The organism is Microbacterium shaanxiense (assembly GCF_054779995.1).
This window is the reverse complement of sequence record NZ_BAAGXE010000003.1, coordinates 670684-690246: the sequence shown is the minus strand read 5'-3', so window position 1 is coordinate 690246 and position 19563 is coordinate 670684. Positions and strand designations below refer to the sequence as shown.

The following is a 19563-nucleotide window of genomic DNA, read 5'->3' as shown; positions in this document are numbered from 1 at the left end:
TGAGTGGCTCGCCGTGCCTCAGTTGACCGGCGTCCCGTGCGTGTGGAACGACTCGATCGTCTTCATGCCCCAGGCCTGACCCTTCTTCCGCTCCTCCTGCGACCATTCGACGACGGGCTGATCGGGGTCGAGCAGAAGCCGAGCCCCGGCCTGAGCGAACTCGATCCGGTTGCCGCCTGGCTCCCAGACATAGAGGAAGAACGTCTGGTTGATCGCGTGCTTGTGCGGACCGGACTCGATGTGGATGCCGTTCTCGAGGAAGATGTCGGCGGCCTTCAGGATGTCTTCACGGGTGTCAGGGGCGAACGCGATGTGGTGCAGCCGGTTGCCGTGCTTGGTCCAGTCGTCGGAGTAGACGACGTCGTACGACTTCTGCGCGAAATGGAACCACCACGCCGCGAACTTGCCGTCGTCCTGACGGATCCGCTCGCTCTCCCGGCCGGCCAGAGCCGTCGCGATGAACTCCCCGTTGGCCTCGACGTCCTTCGCGAGGAAGTTGATGTGGTCGAGGCGGCGTGCGTTGACACCGCGTCCGGGGAATCGTGATGCCTGGTTCTTGAGCGCCGGCTTGTCGTCGGTGGCGACGTAGCGTTCGGTGTCGTAGTAGATGCCCATGTCGTGGCCATCCGGGTCGGTGAAAGTGAAAGTGCGGCCGGTGCCGACCTCGCCGTCGACCCATCCTTTTCCGAGCCCGGTCGCTTCGATCGCGGCGACCCGTCGCTCGAGCGCCTCCTGCGAGGATGCGCGATACGACGTGCGGCCGACGCCGGCGGCATCCGAGGTGGTGAGCTTGATCGTGTACACCTCGTAGTCGTCCCACGTGCGCAGGTAGACCGAGTCTCCGTGCTCGGCGACGACACGCATCGCCAAGAGCTCCTCGAAGAACCACCGGCTCTCTGCGGGCGTGGGCGTGAGGAGTTCGACGTTGGCGAGATGGGCGACATCGAACGATGAGTGATGAGTCATTGCACTTCCTTTTCTGGGGGAGATTGCGCTGGGTTCGAGGAAACGCCCGACGTGCGGCTCGGGTTCACACTGACTCCTCTGTCTTGGTGCGCGCGGCCGACTCTGCCGACGACTCATGACGGCTGCATCAAGCTTCACTATATACGTAGGGTCTGGACATAGGTAAAAATCTTCGCTAGCGTGACCTCGCGCTTACTCACGAGACAAGGAAGTCGAGATACCCCATGACCACGAACCTTCAGCAGCTCATCGATTCGAAGGGGAATGTCGTCGACATGCTGCGCGATTCGCAGCTGGGCACGTACATCTACCCCGTCGTTCCCGCAGAGTTCAGCAACTGGCGTCGCGAGCAGAAGGCCTGGCGCGAGACCGCTGTGCTCTACGACCAGTCCCACCACATGGTCAACTTCTTCCTGTCGGGTCCGGACGCATTGAAGCTGCTCAGCCGCACGGGCATCAACAGCTTCGCCAACTTTCCGCTCAACACGGCCAAGCAGTTCGTTCCGACGGCGTCCAACGGAGGTGTGATCGGTGACGGGATCCTGTTCCACGAAGCCGAGAACGACTACGTGTACGTCGGACGCGCGCCGGGGGCGAACTGGTTGCAGTTCCACGCCGAGACCGGCGGGTACGACGTCGAGTTCCGCTACGACGACCGCTCACCGTCGCGTCCGTACGGTGCTGCAGTCGGGCGCGAGTACTTCCGATTCCAGATCCAGGGCCCCAGCGCGTGGGCGATCATCGAGAAGCTCAACGGTGGCACCCTCGAAAAGGTCAAGTTCTTCCACATGGGCGGCATGGTGATCGACGGCGTCGAGGTGCGCACGCTGCGCCACGGCATGGCCGGCGCGCCCGGTCTGGAGCTCTGGGGCCCGTACGAGCACCACGGCAGGATCCGGGACGCGATCCTCCAGGCCGGAGCCGAGTTCGGCATCGAGCCCTGCGGCTCGCGCGCCTACTCGTCGAACACTCTCGAGTCGGGCTGGATCCCTTCGCCGCTTCCGGCGATCTACTCCAGCGAAGGCGAGCGCGCATACCGCGAGTGGCTGCCGAGCAACAGCTACGAGGCCATCAACGCTCTTGCCGGGTCGTTCGTCTCGGACAGTATCGATGACTACTACTTGAACCCCTGGGAACTCGGCTACGGGTCGTTCGTCAAGTTCGACCACGACTTCATCGGACGCGAAGCACTGGAGGCCCTCGAGCCCGAACAGCAGCGGCAGAAGGTCACGCTCGCCTGGAACGACGAGGACCTCGCGAAGATCCTCACCTCGGTGATCGACCGCAGTGGCCCCGGCTACCAGTTCTTCGACCTGCCCAACGCCAACTACGGCTCGTCGAACTACGACTCCGTGATCGATGCCGACGGCAACAACGTGGGCCTCTCGCTGTTCACGGGTGTCACCGCGAACGAGCGGCGCGGACTCTCGCTCGCTACGGTCGATCGTGATGTCCCGGTCGGCGCCGAGGTGCGCGTCGTCTGGGGCGAGCCGGACGGCGGTTCAGGGAAGACGACCGTCGAGCCTCACGAGCAGATCTCTGTCCGAGCCATCGTCAGCCCGGTGCCCTACGCCGAGACAGCGCGCAGCGAGTACCAGGGCGGGTGGCGCACCACCGGCAAGCTCTGACCCGGAGCTCCGAGCGTCAACGCTGTTCCGGCCCGCTGTCATGGGCGGGCCGGAACAGCATCGTCCGTACCCACCCTCGAATGACGGGACCTTCATGACGGCGCAGATACTGGACGGTGCGGCCACGGCCGCCGTCATCAAGAGCGAGCTGGCCGAACGGGTCAACCGTCTCGCAGCGCACGGGATCGTTCCGGGGCTGGGAACCCTGCTCGTCGGAGATGATGCGGGGTCCCGCTCGTACGTGACGGGCAAGCATCGTGACTGCGCGGAGGTCGGCGTCGCATCGATCAGGATCGAGCTGCCTGCAGAGGCGACCCAGGAAGAGATCGAGGCGGCCGTCCGGGAGTTGAACGCCGATCCGCAGGTCACCGGTTTCATCGTTCAGCTGCCCTTGCCCGAGGGGATCGACGAGAACCGCATCATCGAACTGATCGATCCTGCGAAAGATGCCGACGGTCTGCACCCGACGAACCTCGGACGTCTGGTTCTGGGAGTCGACCCTCGCACTGCGGTGGAGGCGCCTCTGCCGTGCACACCCGCAGGAATCGTCGAGCTTCTCACGCGCTATGAGGTGCCGATCCGGGGCGCGCACGTCACTGTCGTCGGAAGAGGGATCACCGTGGGCCGCCCTCTCGGCCTTCTGCTCACGCGCAAGGGCACCGACGCGACCGTCACACTGACGCACTCCCGCACAGCCGATCTCGCCGCAGAGGTCCGGCGCGCGGACATCGTCGTCGCCGCTGTCGGTGTGCCGCACCTCGTGAAGGCGGACTGGATCAAGCCCGGCGCCGCGATCCTCGACGTCGGCGTGACGCGAGTGGGAACGACGGACTCGGGGAAGGCGCGGCTCGCGGGGGACATCGACCCCGCCGTGGCCGATGCGGCCGGCTGGATCTCGCCGAACCCGGGCGGGGTGGGGCCGATGACGCGCGCGATGCTGGTCGCCAACGTCGTGGAGACGGCGGAGCGCGGCATCCGCTGAGAAGTCGATGCCGGTCCCGGCGACTCAGGGCCGGTGCGCGTCGCCGTGAATCGCGAAGAAGCGGCCGGACGAACCGCGCACGGCGTCGGCGACCGTCGTGGACAGCCAATCGAGTGCGGCAGTGTGCACAGTCGTCGCGCGGCGGTAGAGGTGCACCTCGACCGGGGGCATCGCGAACGGAAGAGCTCCGACGCGGATCGGCCACGTCTGCGCCCAGCCGTCGGCGATGCTGTCCGGCACCGTGGCGATCAGGCCGGGTTGTGCCGACAGCAACGGCGGCAATGTCGCCCAGTGGTCGATGGTCACCGACGCCTCGAAGCTCGCGCCGGCGCGTCGCTGAGCTGCCTCGAGCAGGTCTCGCCCTGAGTCGCTCGAGACGACGACGTGATCCGCATCCGAATACTCGCGCACGCTCAGCTCGTCCGGCAGAGTGCTGCTGCGCGACATCGCGACGCCGTACGACTGCGACTTCAGGAGTGTGCGCTCGAAGCCGGGGATCGACGCCGTACTGATCGCCAGGTCCACCGACCCGCGGGCCAGCCACGACGGCAGTTCCGCCGGCTGGAGTGCAGTGACGGCGAGGCGGATGCGAGGCGCCGCTGCGCGCACGGCGGAAAGGATCGCGGGGAACCAGCCGATCTCCCCGAGCTCGGACAGAGCGATGCGGAAGAGTCTCGTGGAGTCACTCGGATCGAATCGATGCACAGCATCCAGCGTTCGATCGATCCCCGCCATCGCCTGGCGAAAACCGGGGTAGACCGAGTCGGCCAGAGGGGTGGAATCCATCGATCGACCATTGCGACGGAACAGGGGGTCATCCAGTTCGCGGCGCAGCCGTGTCAAGGACTGGCTCACCGCAGGTTGGGTGACGAACAGCCTGCGGGCGGCGGTCGTGAGGTTTCGTGCTTCGTAGATCGCGACGAAGACCTTGACCAGATTCAGATCCATCATCGGCCGTGCGTCGAGCCGTCGGAATCTGCACCCCGGAGGCTAAGCAACTCTCTCGCAATCATAAGTGAATCTTATCGGCAATCATGATTGGAAGAAGCATGACCTCAGTAGACTCGGCCGGACGTAACGAGGGAGTTCACATGTCACAGACAGTTGCCGATGTCATCGCACAGGCGGGTGGCGTGCTGCCGGCGCTGCGGAATGCGCCCGCCCGACCTACGGTGTTCCCGGTCACGCCGGAGTTCTCGAACTGGCGATCCGAGCAGCGAGCGTGGCGGGACTCCGTCGCCCTCCTGGATCAGTCGCATCACATGACCGATCTGTTCATCTCAGGTCCGGATGCTCAGCAGCTGCTGTCGGATGTGGCGGTGAACAGCTTCGCCACGTTCCCCGCAGGTTCGGCGAAGCAGTTCATCGCCGTCAGTCACGAGGGCTACCTGATCGGCGACGCGATCCTCTTCCACCTCGAGGAGGGGGTCTACGACCTGGTCGGGTGGCACATGGTCATCGACTGGCTGCAGTTCCACGGTGAGACCAGCGGGTACGACGTCACGTTCGAGCGCGACGGAAACTCCTTGGCGCGGGAAGGGGATCCGAAGCTCTACCGGTACGAGGTGCAGGGTCCTCATGCGATGGCGCTCATGGAGAAGGTCACCGGGGAGCCGGTGCCGGCCACCAGGTTCTTCGGCATGGCCGACTTCGAGATCGCCGGTGTGAAGGTGAGGTCGCTGCGGCACGGCATGGCGGGCCAGCCCGGATTCGAACTGTTCGGACCGTGGGTGGATGCGGAGCGGATTCGTGAGGCGCTGATCGCGGCGGGCGAAGAGTTCGGCCTCGTTCTGGTCGGTTCGAAGGCGTACTCCTCAGCCAACCTCGAATCGGCATGGGTGCCATCGCCGATACCGGCGATCTTCACCGGGCGGGCGGCCTCCGACTATCTCGCCTGGCTCCCTGCTGCGCGACTGGGTTCGCTGGCGGGAAGCTTCGATTCGGACGATATCGAGGACTATTACCTGACGCCGTACGACCTGGGGTATGGCCGCAGTGTGGCGTTCGACCACGACTTCATCGGTCGCGAGGCGCTCGAGGAGATCGCCGTCGCGCCCGAACGGGTCAAGGTCACGCTCGTGTGGAACCCGGAGGATGTCGCGGCAGCGCAGCGTTCACTGCTCGAGGAGGGTGTGCCGGCGAAGTACATCGACTTCCCCAAGGCGCGCTACGGGCAGTACCAGATGGACCGCGTACTGCTCGGCGACCGTGCCGTGGGGATCTCGCATGATTGCGGGTACATCACCAACGAGCAGGTCTTCGCGTCGCTGGCGAGCGTGGATCAGGATGTGGCGGCGCCGGGAACGGAAGTGAGCGTCGTATGGGGTGAAGAGCCCAACTCGGACAAGCCGGCGGTCGAACGCCACCGGCAGGTGTCGATCCGAGCGACGGTCGAACCCGCCCCGTACTCGAGGTTCGCTCGCGAGAGCTATCGCTCGAACTGATCCGGATCCGCTGGACGCATCGTGAACGGCCCTCGCCCCGACCGGGGTGAGGGCCGTTTCGCTTCGCAACCGCATGTAGCCATCGCCGACTGTTTCAGGTAACCTGATATCGGAGCGATGATGCTCGGCGCGCACAGCCGCCGGCTCGACGAGAAGGATGCAATGCGATGACGCCAGCCATGACCCTGTCCACACCGGTCGAAGATCTCTCGCATGTCGAGGGGGCGTCGTTCGGTCCCTCCGATTGGCGCGAGGTGACTCAGGACGACGTCGACCTCTATGCGCGTGTCTCCGGCGATGACAATCCGATTCATCTCGACGCGGACTTCGCTGCGGCCACGCCCTTCGGCGGCACGATCGCTCACGGCATGCTCACGCTCGGCCTCGTCGTTCCGTTGATGCGCGAGGTGTTCGAGGTGACCGGATTCAGCATGGGGGTGAACTACGGCATGAACAAGGTGCGCTTCCCCGCGCCTGTTCCCGTCGGTTCGCGCATCCGTGTTCGCGGCGAGGTCCTCGCGGTCGAGCCGATCGCCGACGGATCGCAGATCGTCGTTCGCGTGGTGTTCGACGTCGAAGGCAGTGAGAAGCCTGCGTGCGTGGCGGAACTGGTTCTGAGGTACTACCGATGAGCGGCGCGATTCGCCTGGATGGCAGGTCGGCGATCGTCACCGGCGCCGGGCGCAGCCTCGGTCGCGCCTACGCGATCGCGCTCGCCGCAGTCGGGGCATCCGTCGTCGTCAACGATGTCGATGCCGAGAGCGCTGGGCAGACCGTGGAGGCGATCCGCGAGGCCGGCGGCCGCGCCGTGTCCGTCATTGCGCCGGTGGGTCCGAGCGCGACGGCGGAGGCCCTCGTGGCGGCTGCCCAGGAGGAGTTCGGCCGCATCGACATCCTCGTCGCCAATGCCGGTGTGCTGCGGGACCGTGTGCTCTGGAAGATGGGGGACGACGATTTCGATCTCGTGACGGAGACGCACCTGCGCGGATCGTTCACCTGTGGTCGCGCCGCTGCGATCGCCATGCGAGAGCAGGGGGAGGGCGGTCGCATCATACTCATCGGCTCGCCGGCAGGGCAGTTCGGAAGTTTCGGGCAGACGAACTATGCGGCAGCCAAGGCCGGCCTCGTCGCGATGGCGCGCACCTGGTCGCTGGAACTCGCCAGGGCGGGGATCACTGCGAACGCCGTCATCCCGACCGCGCTCTCGCCCATGACCGCCACGATCCCGGCGTACACGAAGGTCTACGAGGACTATCTGGAGACCGGTGAGATCCCTGCTGAGTATCGTCGTGATCATGCCCTGGGCTCGGCGGAGGACGTGGCCTCGCTCATCGTGTGGCTGGCGTCCGATGAATCCGCCGCCGTCACGGGCCAGGCGATCGGCGTCGGCGGCGATCGCCTGACGCTCTACTCGCACCCCGCGGTGCTCAAGACTCTGGACCACGACGGTGGATGGTCGCCGGAGCAGATCGACGGCGCATGGCGCGACGATCTCGCCGGACTCGCGCAACGCTCCGGGCCGCAGGGGGCCTGACATGCGCGCGCACTACTCCGATGTGTGGCAGGCGATCTCCCGGGTGCTCCCTGAGCGTGTCGCGATCCGCACCGCCGATGAGGAATGGTCGTACGCGCGATTCACGCGCGAGGCAGGCGCATTCGCCGGTGCGCTGGCGCAGCGCGGGGTGGCGAGAGGGGATCGAGTCGCGCTGCTGTTGTACAACCGTCCCGAGTTCCTCGTCGCGCTCTACGCATGCCTCGGGGCCGGGATCACCCCGGTGCCGCTCAACTTCCGATTCCGGTCGGGCGAGGTCGCGGCGCTGCTGGATGACTCCGGTGCCAAAGCGCTGGTCTACACGAGTTCGCTCACCGACGTCGCGACCGACGCCGTCGCACAGTCGACGGGGGACATCGCCCTGATACAGGTCGATGACGACGGGTCGTCCGCAGACGCTCCAGGGCTCACCTGGGCTGAGGCTATCGGCGTGGACGCGAAGCTCCCCGCCCACGCCCCCGACGATGCGGAGCTGTGGATCTACACCGGCGGTACGACCGGCAGACCCAAGGCGGTTCGCTGGGACGCTCAGGACATGTTCGAGGTCCAGATGTTCTCGACGTACACGCTCGCGGGGCTCGCGTGGCCCGAGACGGTGACGGAAGCGGCGAGCATCGCCGCCAGCCCTGACACGCCGTTGACGGTGAACCTGCCGCTGGCGCCGTTCATGCACGGGACCGCGCTGACGACATCCATGAACACGTTCACGCTCGGGGGGACCGTGCTGGTGACGTCATCGCCGAAGCTGGATGCTGATGCAGCGGTGCGTTTCGCGAACGACGCCTCAGCGACCAGGATCATCGTGGCGGGCGACGCGGTGGCCGTGCCGCTGGTCGAGTCGATCGAGAGGCTGGGTCAGGGGCTGCCGACCGTCACTTCGGTGATCAGTTCCGGAATGCGATTCAGCCCCGAAGTGAAGGCGCGTCTGCACACGATCACCTCCCTCACTGTGATCGATCTGCTCGCCTCCTCCGAGGGCGGCGCGTTCGCGGTCACCACGACGACCGGCGTGCAGGATCTGCCGGGCCGTCCGCGCCTGCAGCCCACGGCCACCGTGCTGGACGACGAGCAACGTGAGGTCCACGACCGCCCCGGTGCACTCGGCGTGTTGGCGCAGCGAGGTGCCCTGCCGATCGGTTACCACGGCGACCCTGACAAGACCGCTGCCACCTTCCCGGTGATCAACGGAATCCGGCACGTGGTGCCAGGGGATCTCGTCCGCGTTCAGGAAGACGGCTACTTCGAGTTCCTCGGTCGAGGCAGCGGGGTGATCAACACAGGCGGGGAGAAGGTCTACCCGTTGGAGGTCGAGGAAGCGCTGCTGACGCATCCGGAAGTCGCTGACGTCGTCGTGGTCGGGGTGCCCGACGCTCGGTTCGGTGAGATCGTCACGGCGGTCGTCGAACGGACGGCGCGGAGCGAGGTCACATCTGATGATCTGATCGGCTTCATCGATCCGATCCTCGCCGGATACAAGCGCCCGAGACACATCCTGTTCCGCGCGAGCATGGACCGGACCCCCACGGGGAAGGTCGACCTCGCACGAATGCGCCGAGAGATCGCCCTCGAGCGCTAGCACGAGCACATGGAGCCACGAATGAATCTCGACGCCGTCCGTGCGATCGACACCCACGTCCACATCCAGGTCGACGGTCACGGGCATTTCGGTGCGACGGACGAGCAGCGAGAGGGGATGGACCGATACTTCGGGACATCGGATCCTGCGCTCAGCGTCGACGAGACCGCTGCCTACTATCGCGAGCGCAAGATGATGGCCGTCGTCTTCACTGTCGACGCGACGACGAACACCGGGCGACGCCCGAACAGCATCGACGACATCGTCGCCGGGGCGCAGCGCAACCCGGATGCACTCATCGCGTTCGGTTCCGTCGACCCGCTGCAAGGTGAGGCTGCCATCGGGGAACTGCATCGGCAGGCGCAGGATCTCGGTGTGCGCGGATTCAAGTTCCACCCGACGGTGCAGGGATTCGACCCCTCGCGCGAGGAGTTCACTCCGCTCTTCGCCGCGATCGAGGAGCTCCTTCTCCCCATCGTGGTGCACACGGGCCAGACCGGTGTCGGCGCCGGTTCCCCTGGCGGTCTCGGGTTGCGGCTCGGATTGTCGAACCCGATTCTTCTGGACGACGTCGCGGCGCGGCACCCCGGACTGCAGATCGTCATGGCGCACCCGAGTGTTCCGTGGCAGGACGAGGCGATCTCGATCGCCACCCACAAGTCCAACGTCTGGATCGATCTCTCCGGGTGGTCTCCGAAGTACTTCAGCCCCGCACTCGTGAAGGCGTCGAGAACGTTCTTGAAAAGGAAGGTGCTGTTCGGGTCGGACTTCCCCGCGATCACGCCGGACCGATGGCTGGCGGACTTCGAGCGGCTCGAGCTCCCCGAGGACGTGCGCGAACTGATCTTGAAGAAGAATGCCGTGCGCCTTCTCGAGTTGGATACGTTCACATCATGAGCGAAGCGACCGACCTGTATCCGGGCGACCTCCTGGGGTTCGCGAATGCGCTGACCCCCGCGGAGGTCGACAAGATCCGGCGGCTTCGGGACTTCCTCGACACCGAGATCCGCCCCGTGCTCGCCGAGCGATGGGAGACGGCGGCGAACCTCGGGGACTTCCGGGCCGGACTCGCCCGCTTGAGACTGCTCGACGATCCCACTCTCGTCACCGAGGCCGGTGCTGTTCGGGAGCTCTATCGCGGCTTCGTCACACTGGAGCTCAGTCGTCTCGACCTCGCCGTCTCCATCCTGTACGGCGGACAGGCGAACATGTTCCGGACGTTGATCCACGCGGGCGGATCCCCGGAGCAGATCGCGGAATGGGATCGCGGGATCCTTGATTTCACCTTCACGGGATGCTTCGCTCTGAGCGAGCCGGATCACGGATCGGACATCGCCGGCGGGATGGAGACAGTCGCCCGCAGGCAGGGGGACGGCTGGATTCTCGATGGAGAGAAGCGGTGGATCGGCAATGCGACGATCTCTGACAACATCGTCGTGATCGCGCGCGAGCGGGGCGGCGACCGCATCCTCGCCTTCGTGGTGCCCGCGGATTCCGAGGGCGTCGAATGCCGAGTGATCGAGCACAAGGCGGCGGCGAGGATCGTGCACAACGCGGAGGTCACATTGCGTGACGTGCACGTCTCCGAGACGCGGCGGCTGCCGCGGATCGAGAGCTTTCGCGATGTGAACCGCGCGATGCGCGAGTTGCGTTCAGACGTCGCATGGACTGCGGCGGGGATGCAGCTGGGTGCGTACGACGCCGTCCTCGCCTACGCCGCGCGGCGGACGCAGTTCGGCCGCCCCATCGCGGGCTTCCAATTGGTTCAGGAGAAGTTGGTCCGTATCGTCGCGAACATCGCGCAGACGCTGTCGTTGGCGTCTCGCATGGCCGAGGCGCCCGCTGACGATGTCGGGGCGAGTCTCGTGAAGATCGTCGTCTCAGATCGGCTGCGCGAGTCCGTCGCTCTCTCGCGCGAGACGCTCGGGGGCAACGGCATCCTGCTGGAGTACGACGTCGCTCGTTTCTTCGTCGATGCCGAGGCGGTCTACACCTTCGAAGGCACGAGAGAGATGAACACCCTCATCGTCGGGCGAGCGATCACAGGACTCAGCTCGTTCGTCGGCTGACCTCCTGAACCGGCTACGGCGCCGTCGAGACGCGCGCCTCTGCGGTGTCGAGCAGAAGACCGGGCACGACACCGATCTTCGCGATCGTGACGGCACGCGCTTCCGAGGCGCGGGGCTCCATGTGCGAGACGCAGCCGTGTGTGGCCTCGATGCGCACGCAGACGCCATGCGGTCGAAGCACTGCCATGACGGCGTTCGCGAGGTCGCTGCCCAGTCTTTCCTGCAGCTGCGGCCGGCGGGCGGCCACTTCGACGGCTGAAGCGAGGCGGCTCAGACCGGCGAGGTGCTCACGGGGCGCGTACCAGATGTCGACGGTCCCCTCGAAAGGGAGAAGATGGTGCTCGCAGAGCGAGGAGAATCTGATTCCCGTGAGTCCGACGACGTCTCCGATCGCGTCGACGTCGTCGAGGAGGACTGGCGCCCCGAGCGCAGATGCGGGGTCCACTCCGACTCCGGAGAGCATGGCGATGAACAGGTCGGCGACACGCTCCGGCGTGCGCTGCAGGCCGCGCCGGCTGGTGTCCTCGCCCACCGCTGCCAGGAGCTCGCGGACGGCGCTCGCCGCCCGCTCGCGATCGATCTGCGGTGTGAGCAGCGGCGTGTTCTTCTCAATCAGGGACATCGTCGTCCACCTTCTCCTTCTCGAGGCGCGAGACGAGCTCCAGGCCGCGCCGTGCCCATTTGATCTCGACCTGTGCTCTGTCGACGAGCCCCTGGTATGCGAGTCGCTTGTACTCGATCGTGGCTTCCCGGTTTCCGTCAGGCATCTTCTCGAGCCGTCGGACGAGCATCGGATTGCTCATGTTTCGGATGTGGGTGAGCTCGCCCTCGAACTGCGCCAGCTCGCCCTCCCACACCTGGATGTGCCTCCGGAAGAACTCGCGGGCGGATTCGGGGGAGGTGGATTCGAGGTAGGCCGCTCGAAGATGGGCGGGGTCGCGTACGCGCTGGTAGTCCAGCGGAGAGCCCATCCACTCCGTGAACGCCCTGTCGCCTTCGTCGGTCACGTGGTACACCCGGCGCGTACCGCGGGCGCCTCGGACCTGATCCTCGCCTTCCACGAGACCAGCGGCCTCCATCTTGCGCAGCTCCGGGTAGATCTGCGAATCGGGGGCGTGCCAGACATGTCCCACCGACTGTGAGAACTGCTTCTGCAGGTCGTATCCGGACAGGGGGCCGACGCGCAGTATCGCGAGAAGTGCGTAGCGAAGACTCATGAATCTCCCTCGTTCGTATCGGGCCGACGGAGAACGTCTCGCCGGAACGCGTGAGGGTGGTGCTGAGACGACCTCGGCACCACCCTCACGCATCACCGGATCGGTCAGGCCGTCTGGTAGTTGGTGCGCCAGCCGCCCTGGTAGGTCTGACGTGCCACGGTCGAGTATGGCACGGGGCTCACGACGACACGGACCTCTGTCTGCTCGTGCGGTTCGACGGACGCCTTCGTGGTGCCGCCGTCCGGCTCGCCCCAGACGACCTTCAGCTCGGTGCCCTCCGGCACGTCGTGGTCGACGAGGCCCAGGGACAGCCCGCGGCGCTCGTTGGCGCTGTATCCGGTGAACATCGACAGGCCGACGTTGTTGCCGTCGGCGTCCACGATCGAGTCGTAGTTGGCGGAACCGTAGTTCGCCAGCGGCAGGTCGAAGAACTTGTAGTTGGGCCCGTCGACGTTCAGCAGCGACGTCCACACCTTGCCGAGGTCTTCGGCATCCCATGCCAGCGTGACCTTGCGGCGCTGCGTGCTCGGGTCGATCTTCTCGAGCGCCGAGCGCCCGATGAAGTCGTGGTCGAACTTGATGAAGTTGCCGTACCCGAGCTCCCACGGGGTCAGGTAGTAGTCCTCGATGTCGTCGGAGACGAACGACCCCGCCAACGTGCCGGTGGCCTCATAGCTGTCGGCGCCGAGCCACTCGCGGTATCCGCGCTCGGCCTCGCCGGTGTAGATCGCCGGGAGCGGGGAGGGGATCCAACCCGACTCCAGCGTGTTCGAAGGGTAGGCGCGTGAGCCGACCGGCAGGAGTCCGAACTCTTCGCCGGCCTCGACGATGGCGTCGCGGATGGCGTCGTGGTCAGCGTAAGGACCCCAGATCTCCAGGCCGGGTGCTCCGGCCATGCCGTGGCGGAGAGTGCGAACGTCCTTGCCGGCGATCTTCATGGTCGACATGTTGAAGAAGCCGAGCTTCTCCAGCGGTCCGCCGTTCAGCTTCTCGATGACGGCCCACGCGTTGGGCCCCTGGATCTGGAAGCGATAGTAGTTGCGCGAGACGGCGTGGCCGTAGGGGCGCGAGGGCGAACGACGGTCGGCCGAGATCTCGAGGTTCGAGTATCCACCGGTCTCACCGTGGTACAGCAGCCAGTTCGAGGCCGGCGCGCGACCCACGTACACGTACTCGTCCTCGGCCTCGCGGAAGAGGATGCCGTCGCCGATCACGTGTCCGGCAGCGGTGGTGGGCACGTACTGCTTGGCCTTGTTCACCGCGAAGTTCGCGACCGAGTTGATCGCCGTGTCCGAGATGAGCTTGATGGCGTCTGAACCCTTGAGGAAGACGTTGTCCATGTGGTGCGACTGGTCGTACAGCACCGCGGTGTCGCGCCATGCCTTCTGCTCCTTGATCCAGTTCTGGAAGTCCGCAGGGACGACCGGATAGATGTACGAGCCGATCTGGGAATTGCGAAGCAACTCGACCGGGTTGGTCTGGTCGAGAATCTGCTGAAGGTTGTCAGCCATGAGTAACCTCTGTTCGTTCGTGGTGCCCGGGCGGGCTCCGGTTGTTATGGGCGGTCGTTGAAGACGATGGTCTGGTTGCCGTCTCGGATGACGCGATCCTCGGCATGCCACTGCACGGCACGCGAGAGCACCGCACGTTCCACATAGGCTCCGCGTGACTGCAGCGCGGCAGCATCCATGCGGTGATCGACGCGAGCGACGTCCTGCTCGATGATCGGTCCCTCGTCGAGGTCCTTCGTGACGTAGTGGGAGGTCGCCCCGATCAGCTTCACCCCGCGTTCGCGCGCCTTGCGGTAGGGCGCGGCCCCGATGAATGCGGGCAGGAAGGAGTGGTGGATGTTGATCACCGGCACGGCGATCTCGTCGAGGAAGTCCTCGGAGATGATCTGCATATAGCGGGCGAGCACGACGAAATCGACGTTGCCCTTGAGTAGATCGAGGATCTGACGCTCCGCCCCTGACTTGTCCGGTCCCTGCGACGGGATGTGGACGAACGGGATGCCGAACGAGCGGACGTCCTCGGCCGTGTCGGGGTGGTTGGAGATCACCATCGGAATGGTCACCGGAAGCTCGCCCCGACGATGACGCCAGAGAAGCTCGAGCAGGCAATGGTCGCTCTTGGAGACCAGGATCGCCATCCGTTTCGGCACCGACTGATCCGTGAGCCGCCACTGCATCCCGAACGGGGCCAGCGTCCTCTCGATGTCGGCCTCGAGCTCCGGTAGCGCGGCCCCGAGATCGGGCCTGCTGAAGACGACCCGCTGGAAGAACGCACCTTCGTCCACGTCCTCCGAGTACTGGTCGAGCGTGATGATGTTGGCGTCGTTCCGCGTGATCAGAGCGGTGATGGCCGATACGAGGCCGGGCTGGTCCGGGCCGTGCACGATCAGGCAGGCCTGAGGGTGCGCCGTGTGAGGTGATGTCGGCATGAGGTCTGTCCGTTCGACGTCAGGACTGGGCCTTGACGTACTCATGGGTCCACTCAGCCGTGGCGAGCAGGCCGCCGAAGGTGTAGAAGTGCAGCATCACCGGCGCGGTGCGCGGTTCTGCAGCGAGCAGCCCGGAGAGGTCCGAGACGAACTTGTCGGGGCCGGCGGTGCCCATCAGATTGGTGAGCGAGAAGCCGTACTTCTTGACGATCATCGCATTGGCGCCGACGCCGAAGCGGCGCGAGAACGCGATGAGTCGCTTGATTCCGGCGGGCCCTGGGGTGCCGATGCGGATCGGGCTCGTGATGCCGCGATCACGAACGGCCGTCACCCACTCCATCACCGGGTCCGTGTCGAAGGCGAACTGGGTGAGTATGACGGCATCCAGGCCCTGCTCCTTGAGTGCGGCAGACTTCTCCTCGAGGTGACGCCAGAGCACATCTGTGGGGATGTCGGGATGCCCTTCCGGATATCCGGCGATGGACACCTCCTTGACGCCGTACTTCTGAAGGATGCCGGAGCGGATGACGCTGAGCGAGTCCGGGTAGGGGCCCTCGGGCTCCGCCGGGTCGCCGCCCACCGCGAAGACATGCTCGGTCGCACCGACTTCCTGAAGTCGCGCGAGGAACTCTTCGAGCTGGGCCTGGCTCTGCAGGCGGCGCGCAGAGATGTGCGGGACCGGGACGAACCCGAGCTCTTTCACGGCCTTGGACGCCGCGACGCGCATCTCGAGGTCCTCGTTGCCGAGGAAGGTGACGTTGATCTTGGTGCCCTGAGGGATGGCATGTGCGGCTTCGCGAAGGCCAGGAACGTCCTTGCCGGTCATTTCCAGAGAGAACTGATCCACCAGCTCTCGTGCAGCAGCCTTGGTCGTTGCTGGGGCGATGTTTCCCACGTGCTGATCCTCTCGGGTCCGAGATGCGCAGCTTTGCGCCTCTGTTGAAGGACAATACCTATTACGATAGGTAATCGCAAGAGGGAACGGTGTCGGACGATGGTGACGATGAAGGCGATGGCGCAGAGCGTGGATCCGTCGGCGCGGATCCTGATCATCGACAATTATGATTCCTACACCTACAACCTCGTCCAGGCAGTCGGTCAGCTGATCGATGTCGAGCCGGAGGTCGTGCAGGTCGACCGATTCGACCTGCACGGGGAATCGGACTACGCGGCGATCATCGTCTCTCCGGGGCCCGGCCATCCGACCACGGAACCCGCCTTCGACGTCTGCCTGCGTCTGTTCGCCACGCGAACGCTCCCGACACTCGGCGTCTGCCTCGGGCATCAGGGCATGATCGTCGCTCACGGCGGGGTCGTCGATCGCCTGCCTCCCGCGCACGGCCGACTCGATGAGATCGAGCACACGGGCACGGGGCTGTTCGAAGGGGTGACGCCCAACACCCGCGTCGTGCGGTACCACTCCCTGGGCGCCGTCGACGTTCCTGCGGCGCTCGAGGTGACCGCTCGCACCGTCGACGGAACGGTGATGGGAGTGGCGCACCGAATTCTGCCGCAGTACGGGCTGCAGTTTCACCCGGAATCGATCCTGACGGGCGAAGGCGCGAGAATGCTGCGGAACTTCCTCGTGCTGTCCGGCTTCGCCCTGCGTGACGACGCGGCAGCAGGGGGCGCCGCGATCGCGCCGACAGCTGCCGAAGGCGAACGGACGGACACCACGCACGGGCAGGCCTCCAGGCGGTATCCGCAATGGATGGCTCCAGAGATCGTGGCGACGCATCTGCTGCGGGGACGCAGCAGGGCCTTCTGGCTCGACTCCGCCGACACCCGCGAATGGAGCGGGCGCTTCTCACTCCTCGGCTACCTCGAGGACGAGGACGAGAGCGTGGTGGTCGGCGGGGCGGAGCACACCTCAGCCGGCGTCACGGCGATCCCTCGATCGGAGTTCCTCCGTCACCTCGGCCGGCTGTCCGCCGAGACGCCCCACCCGGCCGCCGACGCACCACCCGGCGTCGGCGGCTGGGTGGGAGTCGCGGGATACGACACGCAGGAGATCCTGCCGTCGGCAGCGATCGGATCCCCGGCGGACGGGTTCTTCATGCGAGCGAATCGCACGGTCGTGTTCGACCACGAGTCTCACCTCATCACGTGCTTCGCCGATTCCGAGGCCCAGGTCGAGAGCCTCGTCGAGAGCCTCGATGAGCTGCGCTCGCTCCCGAACCGGGTCTCATCAGTGGGGCTGACGCCCAGATCGTCGGTCCCACGCGAACGGTACGCCTCCGCGTATCAGCGTGTCGACGAGGCACTCCGACGAGGTGACACGTACGAAGCGGTCCTCACCTTTCCCCTCGACTTCGATCTCGACGGCGACTCACTCGACCATTATCTGGAGCTTCGCGCGAGGAGCCCTGCGCCGTACTCGGCGTATCTGCGCCACGGTGCTGAGGTCGTGCTGTCCGCCTCGCCCGAGCGGATGCTGTCGGTGACGCGATCAGGTGACGCCGAGATCCGTCCGATCAAGGGCACCCTGCCGCGATCGTTGAACGCTCAAGAAGACGCGATCGCGCGGTGGCGGCTTGCGTCCGAGGACAAGTTCCGTCGCGAGAATCTGATGATCACCGACCTCATCCGCAACGACCTGGGAACAGTGGCCGTGATGGGCTCGGTCGCCGTCACTCAGCTGATGGAGGTGGAGACGTACCGTGGAGTCCACCAGCTCGTCTCTGCGATCGGCGCGAGGCTCGAACCGGAGTGCGGACCCATCGACTGCTTGAGGGCGGTCTTCCCGGCCGGATCGATGACCGGTGCACCCAAACGGCGCACGATGGAGTTGATCCAGGAAGTGGAGTGGGCAGGGCGCGGGCTGTACTCGGGGTCGCTGGGCTGGTTCGATCGATCCCGCGCGGAGTTCTCGGTCGTCATCCGCACGCTTCACGGCTCGAACGGTCGGCTCAGGCTCCATGTCGGCGGAGGCATCATCATCGGATCCGATCCCGAGGATGAACTCGATGAGGCGATGGACAAGGCGCGTTCCGTTGCCACGGCGCCGGTCATCCCCTCCTGACGACGGGCTCGCGTGAGGGAGTATGGGGGAGTGAGTGAGAATCTGAACCTGATCTACGTGATCAAGCAGCTCGAATCGGGGTTGAGGCGACCGTTCATGGCCACCGTCAAGTCGCACGGAATGTCGGCGGCTCAATACACGGCGCTCGCGGTCTTGGACCGGCTCCCCGGGATCACCTCGTCCGAACTCGCCCGCAGATCGCTCGTGCGCGCGCAGTCGATGGCGCAGACGCTCGCGCCCCTGATCGAGGCGGGGCTGGTGCGCCGGGAGACGGATCCCGAGCATGCGCGGCAGATCCTCCTCTTCATCACCCGAGACGGACGCGAGCGGATGCGCGAGGTGCGCGTGGACGTGCAGGCGATAGAGGACCGCCTCACCTCGGCGATGAGCGAGGACCAAGCGGCGCAGTTGGAAAAGCTCCTGCGGCTCGCACGTCACGGTCTGGGGTCAGGAGAGGACCAGCGACCGCGCACGTGACCTCTCGTGACGGGCCGATCAGCGCGGAAGACGGGAGGACACTATCGTCGGAGTGTGACCACCGCACCGTTTCACGCCGACGTCGTCGGCAGCTTCCTCCGTCCCCCCGCTCTCGTCGAGGCTCGCGCACGTTTCGCGCGCGGCGACATCGATGCCGACGCGCTTCGCGCCGTTGAGGACGCGACGATCTCGGACCTCGTCTCGCGCGAGGCGGACAGTGGACTGAAGCTCGCCACCGACGGAGAGTTCCGTCGATCGTGGTGGCATTTCGATTTCTTCGACGGCCTGAGCGGTGTCGATATCGTCGAACTCGACCACGGCATCCAGTTCCAGGGCGTTCAGACCAAGCCGCGCGGCATCGAGCTGAACGGAAGGATCTCGTTCGACGCGTCGCACCCATTCCTTGAGCAGTTCCGCTCGCTCAGATCGATCGTCGAGCGCACCACCGGCGCGGTGCCGAAGTTCAGCATTCCCGCCCCGACCGTGCTCGACTTCCGACTCGAGCAGGAAGCCGTCGACGCGTCCGTATATGACGACCGCGATGACCTGGTCGACGACCTCGTGACGGCGTACCGGGACGCCGTCGCAGCGCTCTACGACGCCGGCGCCCGCTACCTCCAGTTCGACGACACGGCGTGGGCGTACTTGTGCTCCGACGTCGAATTGGAGAAGGCCCGTCAGCGGGGCATCCGCGTCGACGGGATCGCCGAACGCTACGCGGATCTGCTCAACCGTGTCCTCGCAGACAAGCCCGATGATCTGGTGATCGCCACCCATGTGTGCCGTGGCAATTTCCGCTCCACCTGGATCTCGTCCGGAGGGTACGAGCCGGTCGCCGAGCAGTTGCTGGCAGGCACGTCGTACGACGCTTACTTCCTCGAGTACGACAACGAGAGGGCGGGCGGTTTCGAGCCGTTGCGCTTCCTCCCTCAGGGGCACAAGAGCGTCGTCCTCGGGCTGATCACCTCGAAGTCCGGGCAGTTGGAGGATCCGCAGTTCATCAAGAGCCGCATCGACCAGGCGGCGAGCTTCGTCCCTCTCGACCAGCTCCGGTTGAGCCCGCAATGCGGATTCGCGTCGACGGAGGAGGGCAATGTCCTCACCGAGGACGAGCAGTGGGCGAAGGTGCGCGAGGTCGTGGAGATCGCCGCCGACGTCTGGAGCTGACGAACCGCTGCAGGAGCGATGGC

18 protein-coding genes are annotated in these 19563 nt (G+C 65.7%); 11 read left to right on the top strand and 7 right to left on the bottom strand.

All coding sequences use genetic code 11. The annotated features are described in order from the left end of the window. Nucleotides 1–18: 18 nt before the first annotated feature. A complete protein-coding gene (locus ACYVG2_RS12920) occupies nucleotides 19–966 on the bottom strand; it encodes a VOC family protein (RefSeq protein ID WP_460781364.1) in 948 nt (315 codons plus the stop codon). A gap of 224 nt (nucleotides 967–1190) precedes the next feature. On the opposite strand from ACYVG2_RS12920, the gene ligM (ACYVG2_RS12915) reads away from it, so the two are divergent. Together ligM (ACYVG2_RS12915) and ACYVG2_RS12910 are read left to right on the top strand one after the other, a co-directional pair. Beyond that, nucleotides 1191–2594, top strand: coding sequence for a vanillate/3-O-methylgallate O-demethylase (ligM, locus tag ACYVG2_RS12915; protein ID WP_460781363.1), 1404 nt, complete (start codon nucleotides 1191–1193; stop codon nucleotides 2592–2594). A gap of 94 nt (nucleotides 2595–2688) precedes the next feature. Then, entirely contained in the window at nucleotides 2689–3576 is an 888-nt protein-coding gene (locus ACYVG2_RS12910) for a bifunctional methylenetetrahydrofolate dehydrogenase/methenyltetrahydrofolate cyclohydrolase (protein WP_460781362.1), read from the top strand. A 24-nt stretch (nucleotides 3577–3600) separates the two neighbouring features. Here ACYVG2_RS12910 and ACYVG2_RS12905 read toward each other — a convergent pair whose 3' ends face one another. Then, a complete protein-coding gene (locus ACYVG2_RS12905; protein ID WP_460781361.1) occupies nucleotides 3601–4527 on the bottom strand; it encodes a LysR family transcriptional regulator in 927 nt (308 codons plus the stop codon). A 140-nt stretch (nucleotides 4528–4667) separates the two neighbouring features. On the opposite strand from ACYVG2_RS12905, the gene ACYVG2_RS12900 reads away from it, so the two are divergent. The 6 genes from ACYVG2_RS12900 to ACYVG2_RS12875 all read left to right on the top strand — a co-directional run bounded on the left by ACYVG2_RS12900 (nucleotide 4668) and on the right by ACYVG2_RS12875 (nucleotide 11217). Next, a complete protein-coding gene (locus ACYVG2_RS12900) occupies nucleotides 4668–6020 on the top strand; it encodes an aminomethyl transferase family protein (RefSeq protein WP_460781360.1) in 1353 nt (450 codons plus the stop codon). Nucleotides 6021–6187: 167 nt separating this feature from the next. After that, nucleotides 6188–6652, top strand: a complete 465-nt coding sequence (locus tag ACYVG2_RS12895; protein WP_460781359.1) for a MaoC family dehydratase — start codon at nucleotides 6188–6190, stop codon at nucleotides 6650–6652. Further along, nucleotides 6649–7554 carry an SDR family oxidoreductase gene (locus ACYVG2_RS12890; protein WP_460781358.1) on the top strand — a complete coding sequence of 302 codons (906 nt, stop codon included), beginning with the start codon at nucleotides 6649–6651 and terminating at the stop codon, nucleotides 7552–7554. Before ACYVG2_RS12895 ends, ACYVG2_RS12890 begins: the two co-directional genes overlap by 4 nt. A 1-nt stretch (nucleotide 7555) precedes the next feature. Next, nucleotides 7556–9148, top strand: coding sequence for an AMP-binding protein (locus ACYVG2_RS12885; protein WP_460781357.1), 1593 nt, complete (start codon nucleotides 7556–7558; stop codon nucleotides 9146–9148). A 21-nt stretch (nucleotides 9149–9169) separates the two neighbouring features. Continuing rightward, nucleotides 9170–10045, top strand: a complete 876-nt coding sequence (locus tag ACYVG2_RS12880) for an amidohydrolase family protein (protein WP_460781356.1) — start codon at nucleotides 9170–9172, stop codon at nucleotides 10043–10045. Then, the gene (locus ACYVG2_RS12875) at nucleotides 10042–11217 is read left to right on the top strand and encodes an acyl-CoA dehydrogenase family protein (protein ID WP_460781355.1); all 1176 of its coding nucleotides are present in this window, start codon (nucleotides 10042–10044) and stop codon (nucleotides 11215–11217) included. Before ACYVG2_RS12880 ends, ACYVG2_RS12875 begins: the two co-directional genes overlap by 4 nt. A gap of 13 nt (nucleotides 11218–11230) precedes the next feature. Here the strand turns inward: ACYVG2_RS12875 and folE are convergent, their stop codons facing one another. The 5 genes from folE to ACYVG2_RS12850 form a co-directional block, all read right to left on the bottom strand. Then, nucleotides 11231–11839, bottom strand: a complete 609-nt coding sequence (gene folE, locus ACYVG2_RS12870) for a GTP cyclohydrolase I (RefSeq protein WP_460781354.1) — start codon at nucleotides 11837–11839, stop codon at nucleotides 11231–11233. Next, complete coding sequence (locus tag ACYVG2_RS12865) at nucleotides 11826–12434, bottom strand: PadR family transcriptional regulator (protein ID WP_460781353.1); 609 nt, start codon at nucleotides 12432–12434, stop codon at nucleotides 11826–11828. Before ACYVG2_RS12865 ends, folE begins: the two co-directional genes overlap by 14 nt. Nucleotides 12435–12538: 104 nt before the next feature. Next, nucleotides 12539–13945 carry a vanillate/3-O-methylgallate O-demethylase gene (gene ligM / locus ACYVG2_RS12860; protein WP_448964770.1) on the bottom strand — a complete coding sequence of 469 codons (1407 nt, stop codon included), beginning with the start codon at nucleotides 13943–13945 and terminating at the stop codon, nucleotides 12539–12541. Between the two features lie 44 nt (nucleotides 13946–13989). Further along, nucleotides 13990–14874, bottom strand: coding sequence for a formyltetrahydrofolate deformylase (purU, locus tag ACYVG2_RS12855; protein ID WP_448964769.1), 885 nt, complete (start codon nucleotides 14872–14874; stop codon nucleotides 13990–13992). 19 nt (nucleotides 14875–14893) lie between these two features. Further along, nucleotides 14894–15700: a methylenetetrahydrofolate reductase gene (locus tag ACYVG2_RS12850; protein WP_460781468.1), complete on the bottom strand. Its 807-nt coding sequence runs from the start codon at nucleotides 15698–15700 to the stop codon at nucleotides 14894–14896. Between the two features lie 186 nt (nucleotides 15701–15886). Between ACYVG2_RS12850 and ACYVG2_RS12845 the strand changes: the two genes are divergently transcribed. From ACYVG2_RS12845 to ACYVG2_RS12835, 3 genes are read left to right on the top strand one after another with little or no spacing between them, the layout of a single operon-like run. Further along, nucleotides 15887–17896, top strand: a complete 2010-nt coding sequence (locus ACYVG2_RS12845; protein ID WP_460781352.1) for a chorismate-binding protein — start codon at nucleotides 15887–15889, stop codon at nucleotides 17894–17896. 30 nt (nucleotides 17897–17926) lie between these two features. Further along, nucleotides 17927–18373, top strand: a complete 447-nt coding sequence (locus ACYVG2_RS12840; RefSeq protein WP_448964767.1) for a MarR family winged helix-turn-helix transcriptional regulator — start codon at nucleotides 17927–17929, stop codon at nucleotides 18371–18373. Nucleotides 18374–18427: 54 nt separating this feature from the next. Next, nucleotides 18428–19540 carry a 5-methyltetrahydropteroyltriglutamate--homocysteine S-methyltransferase gene (locus ACYVG2_RS12835; protein ID WP_460781351.1) on the top strand — a complete coding sequence of 371 codons (1113 nt, stop codon included), beginning with the start codon at nucleotides 18428–18430 and terminating at the stop codon, nucleotides 19538–19540. Nucleotides 19541–19563 lie beyond the last annotated feature (23 nt).